The sequence below is a fragment of the Oribacterium sp. Sow4_G1_1 genome (genome assembly GCF_052116105.1).
Taxonomy (GTDB): domain Bacteria; phylum Bacillota; class Clostridia; order Lachnospirales; family Lachnospiraceae; genus Oribacterium.
In genome coordinates this window covers 21,527-41,016 of record NZ_JBQKLS010000019.1, presented here as the reverse complement: position 1 = coordinate 41,016, position 19,490 = coordinate 21,527, and the positions used below count along the sequence as shown (strand labels likewise).

The window sequence follows — 19,490 nt, the reverse complement described above, 5'->3', positions numbered from 1 at the left end:
TCTTCAACTGCTTTTATCTTGAGTACTGGGTCTATCTTACTTTTCCTGGACATAACAATACCCCCAAGTAGGTTTCATTTTTCAATGTCCTACTTAGGGGTAGCATATCAGACTGCAGTAGCTGTCCTCCGGGGCTGTTTTTTTAGATTCTTCCACTTTTCTGTATCGTCTGTTATAATAGCGGCGGTTTAACATCAGATTTCGTTTGATGCGATACGCGAGTACGCATGTGAGGAAGAAATGCATCATTTTTTTGTAGATAGAACAGACATCGATACCGAGGCACGGCTGGTGCGGCTCACGGGTGAGAATTACCGGCATCTCAGACAGGTGCTTCGGGCGAAGCCGGGGGAGAAGGTTCTGATTTCCGATGGCGAGGGGACGGACTATGAGTGCACGGTTTCAGAGATTCATGATGCGGACGGGTGCGCGGAGGCGGAGATGAGCGCGGAGGAGGTGCTGCTCCATATCGATTTCGTGGAGGAGATGCATGAGCTGCCGGCGGATATCTATCTGTTTCAGGGGCTTCCGAAGCAGGATAAGATGGAGCTCATCGTGCAGAAGGCCGTCGAACTCGGTGCCCATGCGGTGATCCCGCTCGATACGAAAAACACCGTCGTAAAGCTCGATGAGAAGCGGGCAGCGAAGAAGGTCGAGCGCTGGCAGGCGATCGCTGAGGCGGCTGCGAAGCAGTCGAAGCGTTCCATCATCCCGGAGGTGATGCCGGTCATGAAGTGGAAGGATGCCATGCGCTTCGTGGAAAACTTCGATCTCCGGCTGATCCCGTATGAAAACGCGAAGGATATCCGTCATACCATGGAGGAGCTTCGGAAGCTTCCGAAGCATGGAAAGATCGCGGTTTTCATCGGACCGGAGGGCGGATTTGCGGATGTGGAAATCGAGGATGCCATGGCGCATGGCATCGAGCCGATCACCCTCGGAAAACGCATTTTACGTACAGAAACAGCAGCAATCACCAGTATGAGCATCCTGATGCTGACCCTGGAATCGATCGAGGCGTAAGCCTGAAAAGCGAAAGCCGGTGAACATGTTTCGGGATATGTCACGGCCGTTCATAGAAAGACAGGACATAAACATGAGAGAAATTTATTTTGATAATTCTGCAACGACGAAGCCGTATCCGGAGGTTGTGGAGCTGATGATGAAGACCCTGACCGAGGATTACGGAAATCCGTCCTCGAAGCACACGAAGGGCTTCGACGCCGAGAAGTATTTCCGTCATGCGCGGGAGCAGGTGGCTGCGACCCTGAAGGTGAAGCCGAAGGAGATCTTCTTCACCTCCGGCGGCACGGAGTCAAACAATACCGTGATTTTCGGGACGGCGATGGCGAAGCGAAAGCAGGGAAAGCATATCATCTCTTCCGCGTTCGAGCATGCGGCGATCTACCGTCCGCTGGATGTGCTCGTCGAGCTCGGCTACGAGGTGACCTATCTTCCAGTAGATGCGAAGGGACATATTTCCCTCGATGATCTTCGTGCGGCGATCCGTCCGGATACCATCCTGGTGACGATCATGACCGTGAACAACGAGATGGGTGCGATCGAGCCGATCGAGGAGATCGGACGTGTCGTGAAGGAGTGTAATCCGAATACATGGTTCCACACGGATGCGATCCAGGCCTATGGCAAGATTCCACTTCGTCCGAAGCTGCAGCATGTTGATATGATGTCGGTATCCGGTCATAAGCTGCATGGCCCGAAGGGAGTCGGTTTTCTCTATAAGGACGAGAAGATCCGACTGCGCCCGCTGATTTATGGTGGCGGTCAGCAGGAGGATATGCGCTCCGGTACCCATGATGTTCCGGGCATCGCGGGCCTCGGTCTCGCCGCCGAGATGGCCTGCGCACATCTCGAGGAGAATAAGGCCTCCCTCGAGGCACTGAAGGACTACTTCATCGATTCTCTGGAAACCCTCGAGGGTGTCACCATCAATTCCGAGCGCGGCGCACTGTCCGCACCAAATATTCTCTCGGTATCCTTCGAGAAGGTGCGTGCGGAGGTACTGCTGCATGCACTCGAGGAGAAAGGCATCTATGTCAGCTCCGGTAGTGCCTGCTCCAGCAATCACCCGGGTATTTCCGGTGCGCTGAAGGCGATCGGTGTGAAGCCGGAGCTGCTGGACTCCACGATCCGTTTCTCCTTCGGTGCCGAAAATACGAAGGAAGAGGTCGATATCTGCATGGACGCGCTCCGTGAGCTGCTTCCGGTGCTTCGTCGTTTTACACGATTCTGACCCAAAAATCGAAGTGTCCTTTATAACACAGAAAGTGAATTTCTAGAAAGAGAGTAGAAGATGATCTGGAGAAAATTTACGATTCATACGACGACCGAGGCGGAGGATATCCTCAGTGCAAACCTGGCGGAGCTCGGCATTGACGGCGTACAGATCGAGGATCGCATCCCGCTGTCCGAGGAGGATACGAAGGGGATGTTTATCGATATCCTGCCGGAGATCGGACCGGATGACGGCACAGCGGAGGTAAGCTTCTATGTCGAGGTGCTGGATCCGGAGCAGAAGCAGGACCGGCTCACGAAGGTACAGAAGATGATGGAGGATCCAGCGGTCGACGCCAGCTACATGCCGAACACCTCAAACGTCTATACTCCGCAGGAGCTGAAGAAGCTGCTTCAGGAGGTGCAGGAAACCCTCGATGAGATGAAGCAGTATGTCGATATCGGCCTCGGCACGATCGATACCTCCGACACAGAGGATAAGGACTGGATCAATAACTGGAAGACCTTCTTCCACCCGTTTACCGTCGGGGATCTCCTGATCAAGCCGACCTGGGAAGCCGTTCCGGAGGAGGATCGGGATAAGCTCGTCATCGCGATCGATCCGGGTACCGCCTTCGGCACCGGCATGCATGAGACCACCCAGCTCTGCATCCGCCAGCTGCAGAAGTACATGCAGGCGGGTGATGAAATCGCGGACATCGGTACAGGCTCCGGTATCCTCGGCATCACCGCGCTGAAGCTCGGCGCCGGCCATGTCTACGGAACGGACCTCGATGAGGAAGCTGTGCCGGCGGTGCACGATAATCTGCAGGCGAACGAGCTCCCGGAGAGCTGCTTCGATATGGTGGTGGGCAATGTGATCGGCGATGAGGATATCAAGACCCGGATGGGTCTCGGAAAGTACGACATCGTGGTGGCGAACATCCTGGCACCGGTCATCGTACTGCTGACTGCTGAGGTGGGACCGCTTCTTAAGAAGGGTGGCCTCTTCATCACCTCCGGTATCCTCGACCAGCGTGAGGCAGAGGTCCTCGAGGCTTTCCGCCAGCATGAGGACATCTGGGAGGTACTGGAAGTCAACCACCAGGGCGAGTGGGTCAATGTGACCGCACGCCGTAAGTGATCACATCAGAAAAACACATCAAAAAGGCGCCCCGTTCTCTGCGGGACGCCTTTTTCTGACCGTATCTGAATGGTGATTCGATGAAGATACGGATATGTTTCTTACTTGCCGTTACACCAGATGAGCTCGGCTTCGTTTACAGCCTTTTCAACCATCGGGATCATCGCGTCATACACGATCTGCTCGGAAGCGCGGATCTTCTCCGGTACCGGCTTCGTGACCGGATGCTTCGCGACGAAGATGGTGCAGCAGTCCTCAAACGGCTCGATGGAGGTTTCATACGTGCCGATCTTCTGGGCGATGTCGATGATCTCCTGCTTATCGAAGGCGATGACCGGACGGTAGACCGGAAGATGGCAGACCTCGTTGGTGCAGACGAGGGACTGCATGGTCTGGCTCGCAACCTGACCGATGGACTCACCGGTGATGAGTGCGATACAGTTTCGCTTCTCGGCGATGGCCTCGGCGATACGCATCATATAACGACGCATGATGATCGTCAGCTCCTCGTGCGGGCACTCCTCGTAGATCTTCAGCTGGATATCCGTGAAGTTGACGACATGCAGCGCGATCGGTCCTGTGTAGCGGGCGACTTCATTGGCCAGATCCACGACCTTCTGTTTCGCACGCTCGGAGGTGTATGGCGGTGCATGGAAGTAGGTCGCCTCGAGTACGGCACCACGACGTGAAATCATGTAGCCGGCCACCGGGCTGTCGATACCGCCGGAGAGGCAGAGCATCGCCTTGCCGTTTGTACCGAGCGGCATACCGCCGGCGCCCGGAAGCACCTCGGAGAAAATGTTGACATACTGACGGATCTCGACGCGAAGCAGCACATCCGGATGATGTACATCGACGGTGGTGTTCGGGTACTTCGTCAGGATATCGTAGCCGAGCTCAGCGTCGATTTCCGTGGAGCTCATCGGGAACTCCTTGTCGGCACGGGTCGTGCGGCACTTGAAGGTCAGCGTACGATCACCGTAGACCTCGCCGAAATACGTAAGCACCTGATCACTGATAGCACGATAGTCATGTGTGTTCTCCATCTGGATCATCGGGCAGATGCCGACGATACCGAAAACGTGCTGAAGTGCATCCACGGTCTCTTCGTAGTCATAGTTCTCCGACTTCGCCGTTACATAGATACGTCCGCGCTCACGGGTGACACGGAACTCACCCTCGACGCGCTCTAGCTTCTTCCGGATGTCATGCACGAGGGCATCCTCGAAGATATAACGATTCTTCCCCTTCGTGCCGATCTCCGCATACTTGATGAGAAAGCTCTGATACTGCATAAAACCTCTTTCTGTACAGGGATGAAGCGAGCCGCCGATGCTATCCGCACCGTGCCCGCCAGACAAAAAATGAGTACGCACCGAACAGCGCGCACTCATCATGATACTTGTTAATTTATCAGCTTAATGATACGATTACTGCGCGATGATATAAGGTGTCAGCGCATTGACGATCTCATCCATGCGACCTGCGTCCGCGTGAATGTTCAGATCGATCGGCTTGCTGAGGTCCAGGGAGAAGATACCCATGATGGACTTGGCATCGATTACATAGCGGCCTGATACGAGGTCGAAGTCAACATCAGTGAACTTCACGAGCTCATTGACAAAAGACTTTACTTTATCGATAGAATTAAGCGAGATACGAACGGTTTTCACGATTTAGTCCTCCTTAAAAATATTATTCATAATACAGATTAATTCTAGGAAAACGCTTATCAAAAGTCAATAGAATGGAATACTTTAAATTAACTGCTGCCATGCATAATCTGGGTTGCAAGGTCAATGCCTATGAAGCGGACGCGATGCTCGAGGAGCTCCGCCGCGCCGGCATACGGATCGTGCCCTGGGAGAGCGCCGCAGCCGACATCTATATCATCAATACCTGCTCCGTCACAAACATCGCCGACCGGAAGTCGCGGCAGATGATTCATAAGGCCCGGAGCATGAATCCGGCGGCCGTCGTAATCGCAGCCGGCTGCTATGTACAGGCGCGCGCCGCGGAGCTTCAGATGGATACCGCGGTGGATATCCTCGTCGGTAATCAGGAGAAGGGCCGTCTGCTGTCGATTCTCGAGGCGTACTGGACGACCCACCCGGACAGGCTTCCAGCGTCCCTCCGTGCTTCCGGCGCTGATGCAGACGAGCGGCACGTATATACCGATCCGGAGGTCCGTGTGCCCGCCGCTTCGTCCGTGGACGCTGCCGCCGACCGGACTGCAGTGATCGACCAGGCGCAGGCGGACCGATCAAACGCTGCCTGCTTCGTGTCGGATATCGCAGAGCCACAGCCGTACGCGAAGCTCCGGGCCGGTGAGATCGCCGATCAGGGACGGGTCTTCATCAAGGTGCAGGATGGCTGCAATCAGTTCTGTGCCTACTGCATCATCCCATACGTGCGCGGACGCATCCGCTCGCGTTCCATCGAGGACACGGTGAAGGAGGTCGCAGATTTCGCCCGTCGCGGCTATCACGAGGTTGTGCTGACCGGCATCCACCTCTCTTCCTACGGCCTCGATTTCGATCATGCGAACTATGAATATGCGATGAACCATGAGATTCCGTCGACGCATCTCCTCGCACTGATCCGTGCGGTGGCGGCAGTACCGGGCATCGCGCGGGTTCGTCTCGGCAGCCTCGAGCCGCGTATCATCACGGAGTCGTTCGTCGAGGAGCTGCGGGCGATTCCGGAGCTATGCCCGCACTTCCACCTTTCGCTCCAGAGTGGTTCAGACCGCATCCTGGCAGCGATGAACCGGCACTATGATACGGCAGCCTTCCGTCACTCGGTCGCGCTTCTTCGTGCAGCCTGGCCCGAGATGGCGATCACAACGGATGTCATCGTCGGCTTTCCGGGGGAGAGTGAAGCGGATTTCGAGGATTCCTGTCGCTTCGTCGAGGAGATCGGCTTCTACGAGCTGCATGTTTTCAAGTACAGCCGGCGGCAGGGAACGGCGGCCGACCGCATGCCGGCGCAGCTTACGGATCGTGTGAAGTCCGAGCGCTCCGAACGACTGATGAAGCTTGACGCGCAGCAGTCCGAGGCCTTCCGCCGCCGCTTTCTCGGCCGGAACGAGGACGTGATTCCGGAGGAAATCGTCGAGATCGAGGGGCGCCCGTATCTTCGTGGCTATAACCGGTGCTATGTGCGCTATCTGATTCCTCTTTCGGATGCGGCAGAGGGAGCTTGTAAAATCGGCCAAATAATGCAGGTATGTGGACAGGAAATCTGTGGAGGATGTGTACTTGCATTGGTTTTATAAATGTTATAAAATTAATTGAGTTATTAAGAGGACGTGACAAAATGAATGATTTAGGCAGTACACAGATTATCCGACCGATGCAGGAGTGCGATCTGGATGTGACAGAGGTTCTGGCCCGTGTCTATGAGGCACTCACGGAAAAAGGCTATAATCCGATTAATCAGATCGTTGGATACATTATGTCGGGAGATCCGACGTACATTACCAGCCAAAAGGGGGCGAGAAGCCTGATTATGAAGGTGGAACGCGACGAGATCATCGAAGAGCTGATGAAGACGTACGTGGACGCGAAGCTGAGCAGGTAATGTGTTGATGATGAAGAGTCTGTCCTGTGGGACAGACTCTTTTTGGGTAATGAAAAGAGGAGACCGGCATTCTGGCGCAGGAATCCCGTGAAGGGACCTGCGCGGGACGGCATCCACTCAGAACATACGGATAGGATAAGCATTTATGAGAATACTGGGACTCGATTACGGCTCGAAGACCGTCGGCGTCGCGATGACCGACGCGCTCGGCATGACGGTACAGCCGTATAAGACCATCCAGCGGGACCGGGAGTCGAAGCTTCGGCAGACCCTGTCTGAAATTGCAGAAATCGTCGAGCAGTACCAGATCAAGAAAATCGTGATGGGACTGCCTCTTAATATGGATGATACCGAGGGGGATCGCGCAGCGAAAACGAGAGACTTCGCAGAGAAGCTGAAGCTACGTGTGGCGGTTCCGATCGAGTTTACCGATGAGCGCCTCACCACGATGGAGGCAGAGGAAATCCTCGATCAGAGTGGTATCCCGCGGAGTGAGCAGAAGAAGGTGATCGATCAGGTCGCCGCACAGCTCATCCTGGAACAGTATCTGAGGGGCTGAGACCCTTCAAGGATAAACATCGACGTCGCATGCCGGGCTTCCGCGCGGGTGCGGCCATGAACATGACAAAGGAGCGGACATGGAAAATACTATCCGACTGACATCAGAAGATGGAAATCTGGAACTTGAGATCCTGGAGGAGACGACCGTCCAGGGCGTGAATTATATTCTGGTTACGGATGCACCGGAGGGTGAGGACGGCGAGTGCTACGTCATGAAGGACGTTTCCGGCCCGGAGGATGCAGAGGCAGACTACGAGTTTGTAGATGATCAGGAATCCGAAGCATTGATGCAGATCTTTTCTGCGCTCCTAGAAGGAGAAGGTATAACGATTGAGAAATCATGAACACACTGCCGGAGAGAAGGCAGCAGAAGTAAAAGAAGTAAAAGAAGTAAAAAAAGTAAAAGAAGTAAATCATGCAGAGCTTCCTACCGGTGAGGCGGCGAAGCGTCCGACCCACCGCAGACGGAGGCGCCCATCCACGAAGGGCAGAGAGAGCACGCAGGACACCGAGAGCACGGCTGCTCTGCAGAGTGCGGCAGCGGACAGTGCGGTGAAGGAAGAGGCACCTGCAGCGAAGCGAAGCTCCACACGGAGACGAAGCACACGAAAAGCCGAGACACATGAGAATATGGTGAGTGCAGCGGCATCTGCAGCCGGTGCAGTCGTGGAGGTACCGGAACAGCAGAAGAGCGCCAGCCGAAGCCACCGCAGCAGCAGAAGAAAGAAGTCAGATGAAGTACAGATGAAGAAGAACGGCAGTATTAAGATCATTCCGCTCGGCGGACTCGATCAGATCGGCATGAACATTACCGCGTTTGAGAGTGATGACAGCATCATCATCGTGGACTGCGGTCTGGCTTTTCCATCCAACGATATGCTGGGGATCGACCTGGTCATCCCGGACATCTCCTATCTGAAGAGCCACATGTCGAAGATCAAGGGCTTCGTCATCACCCACGGACATGAGGACCACATCGGTGCGCTGCCATATGTTCTGCAGCAGATCAATGTGCCTGTGTATGGAACACGGCTGACGCTTGCACTCATCGAGGGAAAGCTGCGTGAGCGCGGACTCGACCGCCTGGTGAAGCTGAACGTACAGGCCTTCGGTGATATCGTCGACTTCGGCGATATCAAGGTGGAGTTCATCAAGACGAATCACTCCATCCAGGATGCAGCCGCGCTCGCGATCTTCACACCGGCCGGTACCATCGTTCACACCGGCGACTTCAAGGTCGACTATACACCGGTCTTCGGTGATCCGATCGATCTGCAGCGCTTCGCTGAGCTCGGTAAGGAAGGCGTCCTGGCGATGATGTCTGATTCGACGAATGCGGAGAAGCCGGGATCTACGATGTCGGAGCGCACCGTCGGGGGTACCTTCGAGCGTATCTTTGCCGAGCACCAGCAGAACCGTATCATCGTGGCGACCTTTGCGTCGAACGTCGATCGTGTACAGCAGATCATCAATACCGCCGCGAAGTATAAGCGGAAGGTCGTGGTGGAGGGTCGTTCCATGGTGAATGTCATCACCGTAGCGTCCGAGCTTCACTATATCGATATCCCAGAGGGTACCCTCATCAGCATCGATGAGCTGAAGAGCTATCCGGATGAGCAGACCGTACTGATCACGACTGGATCTCAGGGTGAGTCCATGGCGGCACTGAGCCGTATGGCGAGCGGTATGCACCGGAAGGTTCATATCAAGCCGAACGATGTTGTCGTGCTTTCATCTCACCCAATTCCTGGTAACGAGCTCGCGGTGGATAAGGTCATCAACGAGCTGAGTATGCTTCATGCACAGGTCATCCTGCAGGATACCCACGTATCCGGCCATGCCTGCGGCGAGGACCTCAAGCTCCTGTACTCGCTCGTCAAGCCGGAGTTCGCGATTCCGATCCACGGCGAGTATCATATGCGGGATACCGCATCACGTCTCGCCGCCTCGGTCGGTGTCGAGCGTGACCACTGTCTCATGATCGAGAACGGTGACGTACTGGAGCTCACGACACGAAGCGGAAAGTCGGAGGCACTGATCAAGGATCATGTCCAGGCCGGTGGCGTCTTCGTCGATGGTCTCGGTGTCGGCGATGTCGGAAACATCGTCATCCGCGATCGTCAGAACCTGGCGCAGAACGGTATCATCGTCGTCGTACTGACGCTCGAGAAGTATTCAGGTCACCTGCTGGCTGGTCCGGACCTCGTGTCGCGTGGCTTCGTCTATGTACGGGAGTCCGAGGACCTCATGGAGGAGGCACGCGTACAGGTGCAGGATGCGGTCGATGACTGCCTCGTACGCCACGTGAACGACTGGGGCAAGATTAAAAATATCATCAAGGATTCGCTGTCTGACTTTCTCTGGAAGAAGATCAAGCGTGATCCGGTGATCCTTCCGATCATTATGGAGGTTTAAGGCATGCGCCGAAACGATTCCGTGTCCAGGACAGCCGGCTTCATCACCGGCATGGCCTGGCGCGTTATTCTGATTGCAGCCATCATTTTCCTGCTGCTGCAGGGGATCAGGGTGGCGTACAGCTATGGTCACGGACTGTTCTATGAGCATGCCCTGGCTGGTGCCGGTGCACCGGAGCAGGCGTTCGTCATCACCGATGGCGAGAGCTTGGACCGGCTTGCGAAAGACCTTGAGGAGGCCGGGCTGATCGATAATCGTCAGGCCTTCGTGCTGCAGGCGCATCTCTATGAACTCGAGATCGAACCTGGAAGCTATACACTGAGCCCGTCGATGACGGTGGTCGACATCATCGAGCACCTGAGTCAGGAGGGCACGAAGAACAAGGAGCTGGCGGATAAGAATCTGCTGGCAGCACAGGAAAGTACAGCGGCAGCGGAAGAGACCGGTGCGGACGGTACGGAAATCGTCGGCGGTACGGAGGACGAAAACCTCATCCAGCAGGATGCGGCCCGTGCCATGACAACAGCAGATAGTGAGGAAAAGAACCCTTGATTACGGATGAACGGCTTGTGAATTATATTCATTCACTGGAACCGGATCGTAGTGAGCTTCTTGAAACCATCAGAGCAGAAGCGCTCGCAGCGGAAATCCCGATTATCCGGGATGAAACGGCGGCGCTTCTTAAGTGTTTCATGAGGATGCTTCGACCGAAGCGGATTCTGGAGATCGGTGCGGCGGTCGGCTACTCCGCCCTCTGCATGGAAGAGGCCTGCGACGGGCAGGCGGAGCTGCTGACGGTGGAGAGCTATCCACCGAGAATCGAAGCGGCGACATGGAACTTCGCGCGCAGCCCGTACCGGGATCGCATCACGCTGGTTCCGGGGGATGCGGGTGCACTGCTCCGACGCCTGGTTGAGGAGGGGCAGCACTTCGATTTTATTTTTATGGATGCGGCGAAGGCGCAGTATATCGTCTGGCTGCCGGACATCCTCCGACTGATGTCGCCGGGCAGCGTGCTCGTCAGCGACAATATCCTGCAGGACGGCAGCATCATCGAGAGCCGTTACCAGGTGGAGCGGAGGGACCGCACCATCCATACCCGCATGCGGGAGTATCTCTTCCGCCTGAAGCATGAAGAGGCACTGGAAACCGCGATCCTGCCGGTCGGCGATGGCGTGTCGATCAGTGTTCGAAAATAAAACACATAGATAAACGTCGCATCGATGAGTGTCAGATGGATGCACATCGAGTAGATGATGTCAGATAGATGGAGAGAGCATATGCTGAAAGAAACAGAGCTTTTGATTCCGGCAGGTTCGCTGGACGTATTAAAGACCGCCGTGAACTATGGGGCGAATGCCGTTTACTTAGGCGGTGAGGCCTTCGGTCTTCGGGCCAATGCAAAAAACTTTACACTGGAGGAGATCCGCGAGGGTGTCGCCTACGCACATGCACATCAGGTGAAGGTTTTCGTCACCGCGAACATCTTCGCCCATAATTACGACCTCGATGGTGTGCGTACCTACTTCCAGGAGCTGGCGGAGACCTGCATCGATGCGGTGCTGATCGCGGACCCGGGTGTGTTTATGATCGCGAAGGAGGTCCTTCCGGCGTCCATCGAGCTGCATATCTCGACCCAGGCGAACAACACGAACTGGCAGACCTTCCTCTTCTGGTGGCAGCTCGGCGCGAAGCGGGTCGTCTGTGCACGTGAATTGAGCCTGAACGAGATCCGGGAGCTGCGTCGTCATATTCCGGAGGAGATGGACATCGAGGCCTTCGTGCATGGTGCGATGTGCATGTCCTATTCCGGGCGCTGCATGTTGAGTAATTTCCTGACCGGTCGCGATGCGAACCGGGGTGCCTGCACACATCCGTGTCGCTGGAAGTACAGTCTCGTCGAGGAGACCCGTCCGGGTGAGTATTTTCCGGTGGTTGAGAACGAGCGTGGCACCTATATCTTTAACTCGAAGGATCTCTGCATGATCGAGCATATTCCAGAGCTGATCGAGGCCGGCATCGATTCACTGAAGATCGAGGGCCGTATGAAGACCGCGCTCTATGTTGCGACGGTCGCACGGACCTATCGCAAGGCCATCGATGATTATAAGGAGAGCGAAGAAAAGTACCGCGCCAACATGGAGTGGTACAAGCAGGAAATCGCGAAGTGTACCTACCGTGAGTTTACGACGGGCTTCTACTATGGACGTCCGACGCAGGATGATCATATCTATGACAGCAACACCTATGTGACGGGTTCCATCTACCTCGGCACGATCCGTGAGAGCGATGCAGAGGGCTGGAGCTACCTCGAGCAGAAGAACAAGTTCTCCGTGGGAGAGCAGCTCGAGATCATGAAGCCGGATGGCCGGGATCTGCCGATCACGGTGCTGGAGATCCGGGATGCGGCGACCGATGTCGTACAGACATCCTGCTCGCATGCCTGTCAGCAGCTGAAGGTGCGCTTCAGTACAGCTCCGGAGGCCGGCGATATCATCAGAAAGGAAAGCGCTGAGAAGCAGGCGCTTGACTAACGCGTATGGAAGGAATTTTCATCGTTCTGGGGGTCGCGTCCCTGCTGTATGTGATCGCGATCATCATGATTCATGGACTGACCAGCTTTCTATGGTTCTGGCCGCTTTTTGCAGCGGTCCAGTTCCTTATGTTTGCACTGGTACGCTATGTCCGCAGAAAACAGCGGGAGAAGAAGCGGATCCATCCAGGCCCCTTCGTGTTCATCTTTACGAGCTATGGTCTCTGGATGCTGGTGCTGCTCGCGCTTCTCGGCACGATCTTCTTTAATGCACATACGGTCGAGCAGAAGAACCTCGACTATGTGATCGTGATGGGGGCAGATCTCGTCGATAACCGGATCTCACCGTCACTGAAGAAGCGTCTGGACTGTGCCGTCGCGTATGCGAAGGAAAATCCGGACACCATCTTCGTGCTGTCCGGCGGCCGGAGCGATTATGATCGAAGCACCGAAGCGACGGTCATGTACTACTACATGATCAAGGCCGGCATCCCGGAGAACCGTCTTCTGCTCGAGTTCTACTCCCACTCCACGCAGGAGAAGATCGGCTTCTCGCTTCGAACGATACAGCAGGATCAGGAGGCCCGTCTCCGGGAAAGAGCGAAGACGCACCCGGGACTTATGGTGCCGCTGCGCAGTACAGACGGGGAGGAAATCGGGGTCATCCTGGGGGAGGAAAAGCCGATCACCCTCGGGATCATCACCTCCGAGTTTAATCTCTTCCGGGCCTGCCGCATCGCGGCGCGCTTCGGCTATCCGGATGCCTGTCCGATGGCGACCGAGACGAGTGAACTGATGCTCGTTCACCTGAGCGTTCGGGAAGCCATCGCGGTCTTCAAGGATCGTCTGATCGGAAATATATAGAAAAAGAGGAAGCTGAATGAAGAATTATGAGCTGATCGAGACCAGAAGGATCGATGAACTTTCGACCGATGCGTGCATCTACCGTCATACGAAGAGCGGTGCCCGCATCTTTACCATGAAGAACACGGATGACAATAAGGTCTTCAGTATCGCCTTTCGCACCCCGGCGGAGGACAGCACCGGCGTGGCCCACATCACGGAGCACTCCGTGCTGTGCGGATCTGCGAAGTTTCCGCTGAAGGATCCGTTTGTGGAGCTTGCAAAGGGCTCCCTCAACACCTTCCTGAACGCGATGACGTATCCGGATAAGACCGTGTATCCGGTTGCCTCCCGCAACGAGAAGGACTTCGAGCATCTGATGGATGTCTACCTCGACGCGGTGTTCCATCCGAACTGCGTCGAGGATCCGCGTATCCTCCAGCAGGAGGGCTGGCACTATGAGATGATGGACGAGCAGGATGCGCTTCGCTATAACGGCGTCGTCTACAACGAGATGAAGGGTGTCTTCTCGAACCCGGAGTCGGTGCTCGAGCGCTACATCATGAACGCCCTCTTCCCGGATACCTGCTACGCGAACGAGTCCGGCGGTGATCCGGCGGTGATCCCGGAGCTTAGCTTCGACCAGTTCCGCGCGTTCCATGCGCGCTACTATCATCCGTCCAATGCCTACATCATCCTGTACGGCGATATGGATATGGAGAAGAAGCTCGCGTGGCTCGATGAGGCCTACCTCTCGGAGTTCGATGCGATCGATCCGGATTCCGATATCCCGCTGCAGCCGGCGTTTACCGAGCTCCATGAGGAGGAAATCGCGTATTCCGTCGGAGCGCATGAGTCGCTCACAAAAAATACCTACCTCGCCTGGAACGTCGTGGTGGATGCACTCGATAATAAGCGGAACCTCGCCCTCGATATCCTGGACTATGTGCTGCTTTCCTCACCGGGTGCGCCGCTCAAGCAGGCCCTCGTCGAGGCCGGTATCGGAGATGATATCTTCGGCGGCTTCGAGGATGGTATCCGCCAGCCGTATTTTTCTGTCTGTGCGAAGGGCGCGGATGCGAAGGATAAGAAGCGCTTCCTCTCCATCATCGACACGACCCTCCGGAAGCTGGTGAAGGAGGGCCTCGACCAGCAGGCGATCCTCGCCGCCATCAATCATGATGAGTTCCAGTACCGTGAGGCGGACTACGGACGTTCACCGAAGGGCCTCGTCTATGCACTGACTGCGATGGATACCTGGCTCTATGGCCGGGAACCATGGGAGTATCTCTTCTGTACGCAGTGCTATCAGGAGCTCCGCGAGGACGCGAAGCATGGCTACTTCGAGAAGCTGATCGCAGAGTGTCTGCTGGACAATCCGCATGCAGCCCTCGTGATCTGTAAGCCGGAGCGCGGGCTCACCGAGAAACGGGAGCAGGCGCTCGCGAAGAAGCTGGCGACGATGAAAAAAGGGATGACACAGGCGGAGCGGATCGCCTGCATTGACCAGACGAAGGCGCTGAAGGCTTATCAGGAGGAACCGACCTCCGACGAAAACCTCCGGAAGCTTCCGCTGCTCAGCATCTCTGATATCGGAAAGCAGGCCGAGCGCTATCACTGGGAGGAGAAGCGGGTGGAGGATACTCTGCTGCTCGAGACGAGTCGGGATACCCGCGGCGTGATGTATCTCCGCTTGAATTTCAATACGCAGTGCCTCACCGAGGAGGAGCTGCCGTACGCTGGTTTCCTGAAGACCGTGCTCGCGTATATGGATACGAAGCAGCATAGCTTCCAGGACCTGTCCTCGGATGTTCTGCTGCATACCGGCGGCATGAACTTCGATATGAACGCGTATCCGGACCTCGATCACTATAATCACTATACCGGCATCTTCAGTGTGGAGGTGAAGCTGCTCTACGAGCACCTGGACCGTGTCCTCGCACTGATCCGTGAGATCCTGCATACGACGAAGTTCGAGGATACGAAGCGGATGGCGGAGATCCTCGCGGAGGCCCGCTCCCGGGAGCGGATGAAGATCGAGGGCGCCGGCCACAGCTATGCCGTGAACCGTGCAAGCGCCTGCTTCTCCGGCACCGGACGATACCAGGATCTCGTGGGCGGCATCAGCTACTACCACTTCATCAACCGCGTCGCGGATGCCTTTCATGCGGATCCGACGACCCTCGGCCGGAAGCTCTGGGAGATCGCGGATAAGCTGTTCCGCCTTGAGAACATGTTTGTGTCGATAACGGCGGAGCCACAGGGCATCGCGGCGTTCGAGCAGATCTATCCGACATGGAAGGAAAACTACCGCCGTGATCTTCGCGAGAAGGAGCTGCTCCGCGAGATACTGGATGCGGACTATATCGCCGGTACCCATACAGAAGCCGATGAAGAAAAGCCGCAGCTCATCCTCCACGGCAGCCGGAACGAGGGCTTCCGAACCCCGTCCCAGGTAAATTATGTCGCCAGGGCCGGCTGGTACGATCCGACGAAGCATCCGTATACCGGTGCCCTGCGCGTACTGAAGATGATTCTGAACTACGACTATCTCTGGCTCAATCTCCGTGTGAAGGGCGGCGCCTATGGCTGCATGGCCGGCTTCGGCCGCTCCGGTGAGGGCTATCTCTGCTCCTACCGGGATCCGCATATTCAGGAGACCCTGGCCTGCTATGAGGCGCTTCCGGCGTATATCCGGAGCTTCAGCGCAAGCGAGCGGGATATGACGAAGTACATCATCGGCGCCATCAGTGAGCTGGATACGCCGCGTACGAACGCCAATGTTGCCGCCCTCAGCGTCAGCGCCTTCCTCTCCCATGTGTCGAACGAGGCACTGCAGCGAGAGCGCGACCAGGTGCTCGCGACGACGGTAGAGGATATCCGCGCACTTTCGGACTATGTGGAGGCGGTGCTGGCGACCGGTGCCGGCTGCACCATCGGCAGTGGAACAGAAATCGATGCACATCAGGATCTCTTCCTGACAACAGAGGAGCTTTTTAAATGATCAAGACAGGCTTTGTGGCGCTCGTGGGGCGCCCGAATGTAGGAAAATCAACCTTGATGAATCACGTGATCGGCCAGAAGATCGCCATCACCTCGGAGAAGCCACAGACGACCCGTGGCCGTATCCAGACGGTCTATGACGACGAACGCGGCCAGATCATCTTTCTCGACACGCCGGGTATTCACAAGGCGGCCAATAAGCTCGGCGAGTACATGGACCATGTGGCGGAGAAAACCCTCGAGGACGTCGATGTTATCGTCTGGCTCGTGGAGCCGACCACCTATATCGGCGCCGGTGAGCAGCACATCGCGGAGGTGATGAAGAAGTACGACAAGCCGAAGATCCTCGTGATCAATAAGATCGATACCCTAAAGGATCCGGCGGTCGAGCTGACGGCGGCCATCGAGAAGTATCGTGACCTTATGGAGTTCACAGAGATCGTTCCGGTCTCTGCCGCGCGTGCCCGAAACATTGACGAACTGAAAAAGGTGATTTTTCAGTACCTTCCGGAAGGGCCTCGTTACTATGATGAGGATACCGTGACCGACCAGACGATGCGTGAGATCGCGGGTGAGCTGATCCGTGAGCAGGCGCTTCGGAAGCTGAAGGATGAGGTGCCACATGGCATCGCGGTGCTGATCGACGAGATGCACCAGCGGAAGACCGGCATCTGGGACATCAAGGCGACCATCGTCTGCGAGCGGGATGCGCATAAGGGTATCATCATCGGAAAGGGCGGCGCGATGCTGAAGCGCATCGGTACCGGTGCCCGTATCCAGATCGAGCGTATGACGGAGGATAAGGTGAATCTCCAGCTTTTCGTCAAGGTACGAAAGGACTGGCGTGATTCGGATACCTTCCTGAAGAACTACGGCTTTAAGGACGAGACCTGAGCGCCATGCAGGAGGAACTTGTTTTTCACGGGCTGGTGCTGAACTCGGCCTCGTCCCGTGATTTTGATAAGCGGCTCTGTGTTCTCACGAAGGAGCAGGGAAAGATCACCGTCTGGGCGTCGGGCGCGAAGAAGCCGGGTTCCCCGCTCATGGCGGCGACACGGAATTTCGTCTTCGGTGCGTTCAGCGTGACGAAGGGAAGGGCCGGCTATAATCTCCGCTCGGTGAAGGTGAACGAGTATTTCGAGGACATCGCGCTGGATCTCGTCAACGCCTGCTACGGTTCGTATCTGCTGGAGCTGGCGGAGCTCGTCGCCCAGGAGAATCTTCCGGCGGAGGAGCTGGTGAATCTCATCTACCTGTCGCTCCGGGCGATTCTGAAGGAGAGTATCCCGAACGAGCTGGTACGGCGTATCTACGAGCTTCGGGTGCTCCTTTTAAATGGCGAGTACACAGAGCTTCCGCCACTCGAGGCCTCCGACGCCTGCTGCTATGCCTGGCAGTATGTACTGGAGTCGCCGCTCACGAAGCTCTACACCTTCACGCTGACCCCGGGCGTACTCATTGAGTTTTCGCAGAACGTGGATCTCGTGCTCCGCGACGCGTTGCCGTACCACTTCCGCTCGCTCGATATCCTGAAAGCACTGTGACGCGACGTCTGTTTGTACGGGCGCAAAAACAGGCAGGGGCTGGATTTTTCGACGGTCCCGATGTATAGTTGGATGAAGCGTCTATCGGCGCAGTACTGATTAACTTTATTCTTGGTCGCACTCCGGCGACAGAAAGAGGAAAACATGCCAAAGAATTACACCATGGACACCATCGTTTCTCTTGCGAAGTCAAGAGGTTTTGTTTATCCGGGTTCTGAGATCTACGGTGGTCTCGCAAATACCTGGGACTACGGCAATCTCGGCGTTGAGTTAAAGAACAACGTAAAGAGAGCCTGGTGGAAGAAATTTATTCAGGAGTCCAAATATAACGTCGGTATCGACTGCGCGATCCTGATGAATCCGCAGACCTGGGTCGCATCCGGACATCTCGCATCCTTCTCCGATCCGCTGATGGACTGTAAGGAGTGTCACGAGCGTTTCCGAGCAGATAAGCTGATCGAGGATTTCGCAGAGGCAAACGGTATCGATATCGGTGGTTCCGCGGATGCGATGTCGAAGGAAGAGATGGAAGCATTCATCGAGGAACATCAGGTTCCATGTCCTACCTGCGGTAAGCATAACTTCACCGGTATCCGTCAGTTCAACCTTATGTTCAAGACCTTCCAGGGCGTTACAGAGGATGCGAAGAATGCCGTATATCTCCGTCCGGAGACCGCACAGGGTATCTTCGTAAACTTCAAGAATGTACAGCGTTCTTCCCGTAAGAAACTTCCGTTTGGTATCGGTCAGATCGGTAAGTCCTTCCGTAACGAGATCACACCGGGTAACTTTACCTTCCGTACGAGAGAGTTCGAGCAGATGGAGCTCGAGTTCTTCTGTAAGCCGGATACGGACCTCGAGTGGTTTGCATACTGGAAGCAGTTCTGCCTTGACTGGCTGCTTTCGCTCGGCATTCCGAAGGATATGCTTCGTGCCAGAGACCACTCTCCGGAGGAGCTCTGCTTCTATTCGAAGGCAACCACCGATCTCGAGTTCACCTTCCCGTTTGGCTGGGGTGAGCTCTGGGGTATCGCGGACAGAACCGATTACGATCTCGGACAGCACGAGAAGACCTCCGGTCAGGATATGACCTACTTCGATGAGGAGACCAACACGCATTACATCCCGTATGTTATTGAGCCGTCCCTCGGTGCGGATCGTGTCACCCTTGCCTTCCTCTGCGCAGCATATGATGTGGAAGAGCTGGAGGGTGGCGATGAGCGTACCGTCCTTCGTTTCCATCCGGCCATCGCACCTGTAAAGGTAGGTATCCTTCCGCTTTCGAAGAAGCTGGCAGAGCCGGCACAGGCCATCCATGATGAGCTTGCGAAGTACTGGAACGTCGAGTACGACGACCGTGGAAACATCGGTAAGCGTTACAGAAGACAGGATGAGATCGGTACACCGTACTGCGTAACCTATGATTTCGATTCGGAGAACGATCACTGCGTCACGATCCGTGAGCGTGATTCCATGGCACAGGAGCGTATTCCGATCGATCAGCTGAAGAGCTACTTCGAGGAGAAGCTCGCATTCTAAGTTTTTATAGCGTCTGAATAGAGGCCCATCCCGGGATTCGGGGTGGGCCTTTTGGTAAACGGAGTGTTTGGGCTCTCGACGGAGGTTTACT

At 55.8% G+C, this 19,490-nt stretch carries 18 protein-coding genes; 16 read left to right on the top strand and 2 right to left on the bottom strand.

Going from position 1 to position 19,490, the window contains the following annotated elements; all coding sequences use genetic code 11:
• Window positions 1–240 precede the first annotated feature (240 nt).
• From ACTQ52_RS10750 to prmA, 3 genes are all read left to right on the top strand, one after another.
• Window positions 241–1,023: a 16S rRNA (uracil(1498)-N(3))-methyltransferase gene (locus ACTQ52_RS10750; protein ID WP_410042931.1), complete on the top strand. Its 783-nt coding sequence runs from the start codon at window positions 241–243 to the stop codon at window positions 1,021–1,023.
• A 73-nt stretch (window positions 1,024–1,096) separates the two neighbouring features.
• On the top strand, window positions 1,097–2,254 hold the full coding sequence (locus ACTQ52_RS10745) for a cysteine desulfurase family protein (RefSeq protein ID WP_410042932.1): 1,158 nt from the start codon (window positions 1,097–1,099) through the stop codon (window positions 2,252–2,254).
• Window positions 2,255–2,314: 60 nt separating this feature from the next.
• Window positions 2,315–3,379, top strand: coding sequence for a 50S ribosomal protein L11 methyltransferase (gene prmA / locus ACTQ52_RS10740; protein ID WP_441226783.1), 1,065 nt, complete (start codon window positions 2,315–2,317; stop codon window positions 3,377–3,379).
• A 101-nt stretch (window positions 3,380–3,480) separates the two neighbouring features.
• Here the strand turns inward: prmA and thiI are convergent, their stop codons facing one another.
• Window positions 3,481–4,674: a tRNA uracil 4-sulfurtransferase ThiI gene (gene thiI, locus ACTQ52_RS10735; RefSeq protein WP_410042934.1), complete on the bottom strand. Its 1,194-nt coding sequence runs from the start codon at window positions 4,672–4,674 to the stop codon at window positions 3,481–3,483.
• 135 nt (window positions 4,675–4,809) lie between these two features.
• On the bottom strand, window positions 4,810–5,052 hold the full coding sequence (locus tag ACTQ52_RS10730) for an HPr family phosphocarrier protein (RefSeq protein ID WP_410042935.1): 243 nt from the start codon (window positions 5,050–5,052) through the stop codon (window positions 4,810–4,812).
• Window positions 5,053–5,126: 74 nt separating this feature from the next.
• Here ACTQ52_RS10730 and mtaB point away from each other — a divergent pair, with 74 nt between their 5' ends.
• The 13 genes from mtaB (at window position 5,127) to ACTQ52_RS10665 (ending at window position 19,399) form a co-directional block, all read left to right on the top strand.
• Window positions 5,127–6,656, top strand: coding sequence for a tRNA (N(6)-L-threonylcarbamoyladenosine(37)-C(2))-methylthiotransferase MtaB (mtaB, locus tag ACTQ52_RS10725; RefSeq protein WP_441982622.1), 1,530 nt, complete (start codon window positions 5,127–5,129; stop codon window positions 6,654–6,656).
• A 41-nt stretch (window positions 6,657–6,697) separates the two neighbouring features.
• Window positions 6,698–6,961 carry an IreB family regulatory phosphoprotein gene (locus tag ACTQ52_RS10720; protein ID WP_441982621.1) on the top strand — a complete coding sequence of 88 codons (264 nt, stop codon included), beginning with the start codon at window positions 6,698–6,700 and terminating at the stop codon, window positions 6,959–6,961.
• A gap of 145 nt (window positions 6,962–7,106) precedes the next feature.
• Window positions 7,107–7,520, top strand: coding sequence for a Holliday junction resolvase RuvX (ruvX, locus tag ACTQ52_RS10715; protein WP_410042938.1), 414 nt, complete (start codon window positions 7,107–7,109; stop codon window positions 7,518–7,520).
• A 79-nt stretch (window positions 7,521–7,599) separates the two neighbouring features.
• Complete coding sequence (locus ACTQ52_RS10710; protein WP_410042939.1) at window positions 7,600–7,866, top strand: DUF1292 domain-containing protein; 267 nt, start codon at window positions 7,600–7,602, stop codon at window positions 7,864–7,866.
• A gap of 400 nt (window positions 7,867–8,266) precedes the next feature.
• The gene (locus tag ACTQ52_RS10705; protein WP_441982624.1) at window positions 8,267–9,937 is read left to right on the top strand and encodes a ribonuclease J; all 1,671 of its coding nucleotides are present in this window, start codon (window positions 8,267–8,269) and stop codon (window positions 9,935–9,937) included.
• Window positions 9,938–9,940: 3 nt separating this feature from the next.
• Window positions 9,941–10,489, top strand: coding sequence for an endolytic transglycosylase MltG (locus ACTQ52_RS10700; protein ID WP_441226781.1), 549 nt, complete (start codon window positions 9,941–9,943; stop codon window positions 10,487–10,489).
• 17 nt (window positions 10,490–10,506) lie between these two features.
• Complete coding sequence (locus tag ACTQ52_RS10695) at window positions 10,507–11,136, top strand: O-methyltransferase (RefSeq protein ID WP_410042941.1); 630 nt, start codon at window positions 10,507–10,509, stop codon at window positions 11,134–11,136.
• A gap of 84 nt (window positions 11,137–11,220) precedes the next feature.
• Window positions 11,221–12,471, top strand: a complete 1,251-nt coding sequence (locus ACTQ52_RS10690; RefSeq protein ID WP_441982623.1) for a peptidase U32 family protein — start codon at window positions 11,221–11,223, stop codon at window positions 12,469–12,471.
• A 5-nt stretch (window positions 12,472–12,476) separates the two neighbouring features.
• Window positions 12,477–13,334, top strand: coding sequence for a YdcF family protein (locus ACTQ52_RS10685; RefSeq protein ID WP_441226780.1), 858 nt, complete (start codon window positions 12,477–12,479; stop codon window positions 13,332–13,334).
• 16 nt (window positions 13,335–13,350) lie between these two features.
• Window positions 13,351–16,317: an insulinase family protein gene (locus ACTQ52_RS10680; protein WP_441982620.1), complete on the top strand. Its 2,967-nt coding sequence runs from the start codon at window positions 13,351–13,353 to the stop codon at window positions 16,315–16,317.
• On the top strand, window positions 16,314–17,210 hold the full coding sequence (gene era / locus ACTQ52_RS10675) for a GTPase Era (protein WP_410042944.1): 897 nt from the start codon (window positions 16,314–16,316) through the stop codon (window positions 17,208–17,210). Before ACTQ52_RS10680 ends, era begins: the two co-directional genes overlap by 4 nt.
• Window positions 17,211–17,215: 5 nt before the next feature.
• Window positions 17,216–17,860 (top strand): DNA repair protein RecO, encoded by a 645-nt coding sequence (recO, locus tag ACTQ52_RS10670; protein ID WP_410042945.1) that lies wholly within the window; start codon window positions 17,216–17,218, stop codon window positions 17,858–17,860.
• A 144-nt stretch (window positions 17,861–18,004) separates the two neighbouring features.
• Window positions 18,005–19,399, top strand: coding sequence for a glycine--tRNA ligase (locus tag ACTQ52_RS10665; RefSeq protein ID WP_410042946.1), 1,395 nt, complete (start codon window positions 18,005–18,007; stop codon window positions 19,397–19,399).
• The last annotated feature ends 91 nt before the right edge of the window (window positions 19,400–19,490 follow it).

Coding starts and splice junctions, on each gene's coding strand:
- ACTQ52_RS10750 (WP_410042931.1), top strand. CDS start 241: ATGCATCATTTTTTTGTAGATAGAACAGACATCGATACCGAGGCACGG.
- ACTQ52_RS10745 (WP_410042932.1), top strand. CDS start 1,097: ATGAGAGAAATTTATTTTGATAATTCTGCAACGACGAAGCCGTATCCG.
- prmA (WP_441226783.1), top strand. CDS start 2,315: ATGATCTGGAGAAAATTTACGATTCATACGACGACCGAGGCGGAGGAT.
- thiI (WP_410042934.1), bottom strand. CDS start 4,674: ATGCAGTATCAGAGCTTTCTCATCAAGTATGCGGAGATCGGCACGAAG.
- mtaB (WP_441982622.1), top strand. CDS start 5,127: ATGGAATACTTTAAATTAACTGCTGCCATGCATAATCTGGGTTGCAAG.
- ACTQ52_RS10720 (WP_441982621.1), top strand. CDS start 6,698: ATGAATGATTTAGGCAGTACACAGATTATCCGACCGATGCAGGAGTGC.
- ruvX (WP_410042938.1), top strand. CDS start 7,107: ATGAGAATACTGGGACTCGATTACGGCTCGAAGACCGTCGGCGTCGCG.
- ACTQ52_RS10710 (WP_410042939.1), top strand. CDS start 7,600: ATGGAAAATACTATCCGACTGACATCAGAAGATGGAAATCTGGAACTT.
- ACTQ52_RS10705 (WP_441982624.1), top strand. CDS start 8,267: ATGAAGAAGAACGGCAGTATTAAGATCATTCCGCTCGGCGGACTCGAT.
- ACTQ52_RS10700 (WP_441226781.1), top strand. CDS start 9,941: ATGCGCCGAAACGATTCCGTGTCCAGGACAGCCGGCTTCATCACCGGC.
- ACTQ52_RS10685 (WP_441226780.1), top strand. CDS start 12,477: ATGGAAGGAATTTTCATCGTTCTGGGGGTCGCGTCCCTGCTGTATGTG.
- ACTQ52_RS10680 (WP_441982620.1), top strand. CDS start 13,351: ATGAAGAATTATGAGCTGATCGAGACCAGAAGGATCGATGAACTTTCG.
- era (WP_410042944.1), top strand. CDS start 16,314: ATGATCAAGACAGGCTTTGTGGCGCTCGTGGGGCGCCCGAATGTAGGA.
- recO (WP_410042945.1), top strand. CDS start 17,216: ATGCAGGAGGAACTTGTTTTTCACGGGCTGGTGCTGAACTCGGCCTCG.
- ACTQ52_RS10665 (WP_410042946.1), top strand. CDS start 18,005: ATGCCAAAGAATTACACCATGGACACCATCGTTTCTCTTGCGAAGTCA.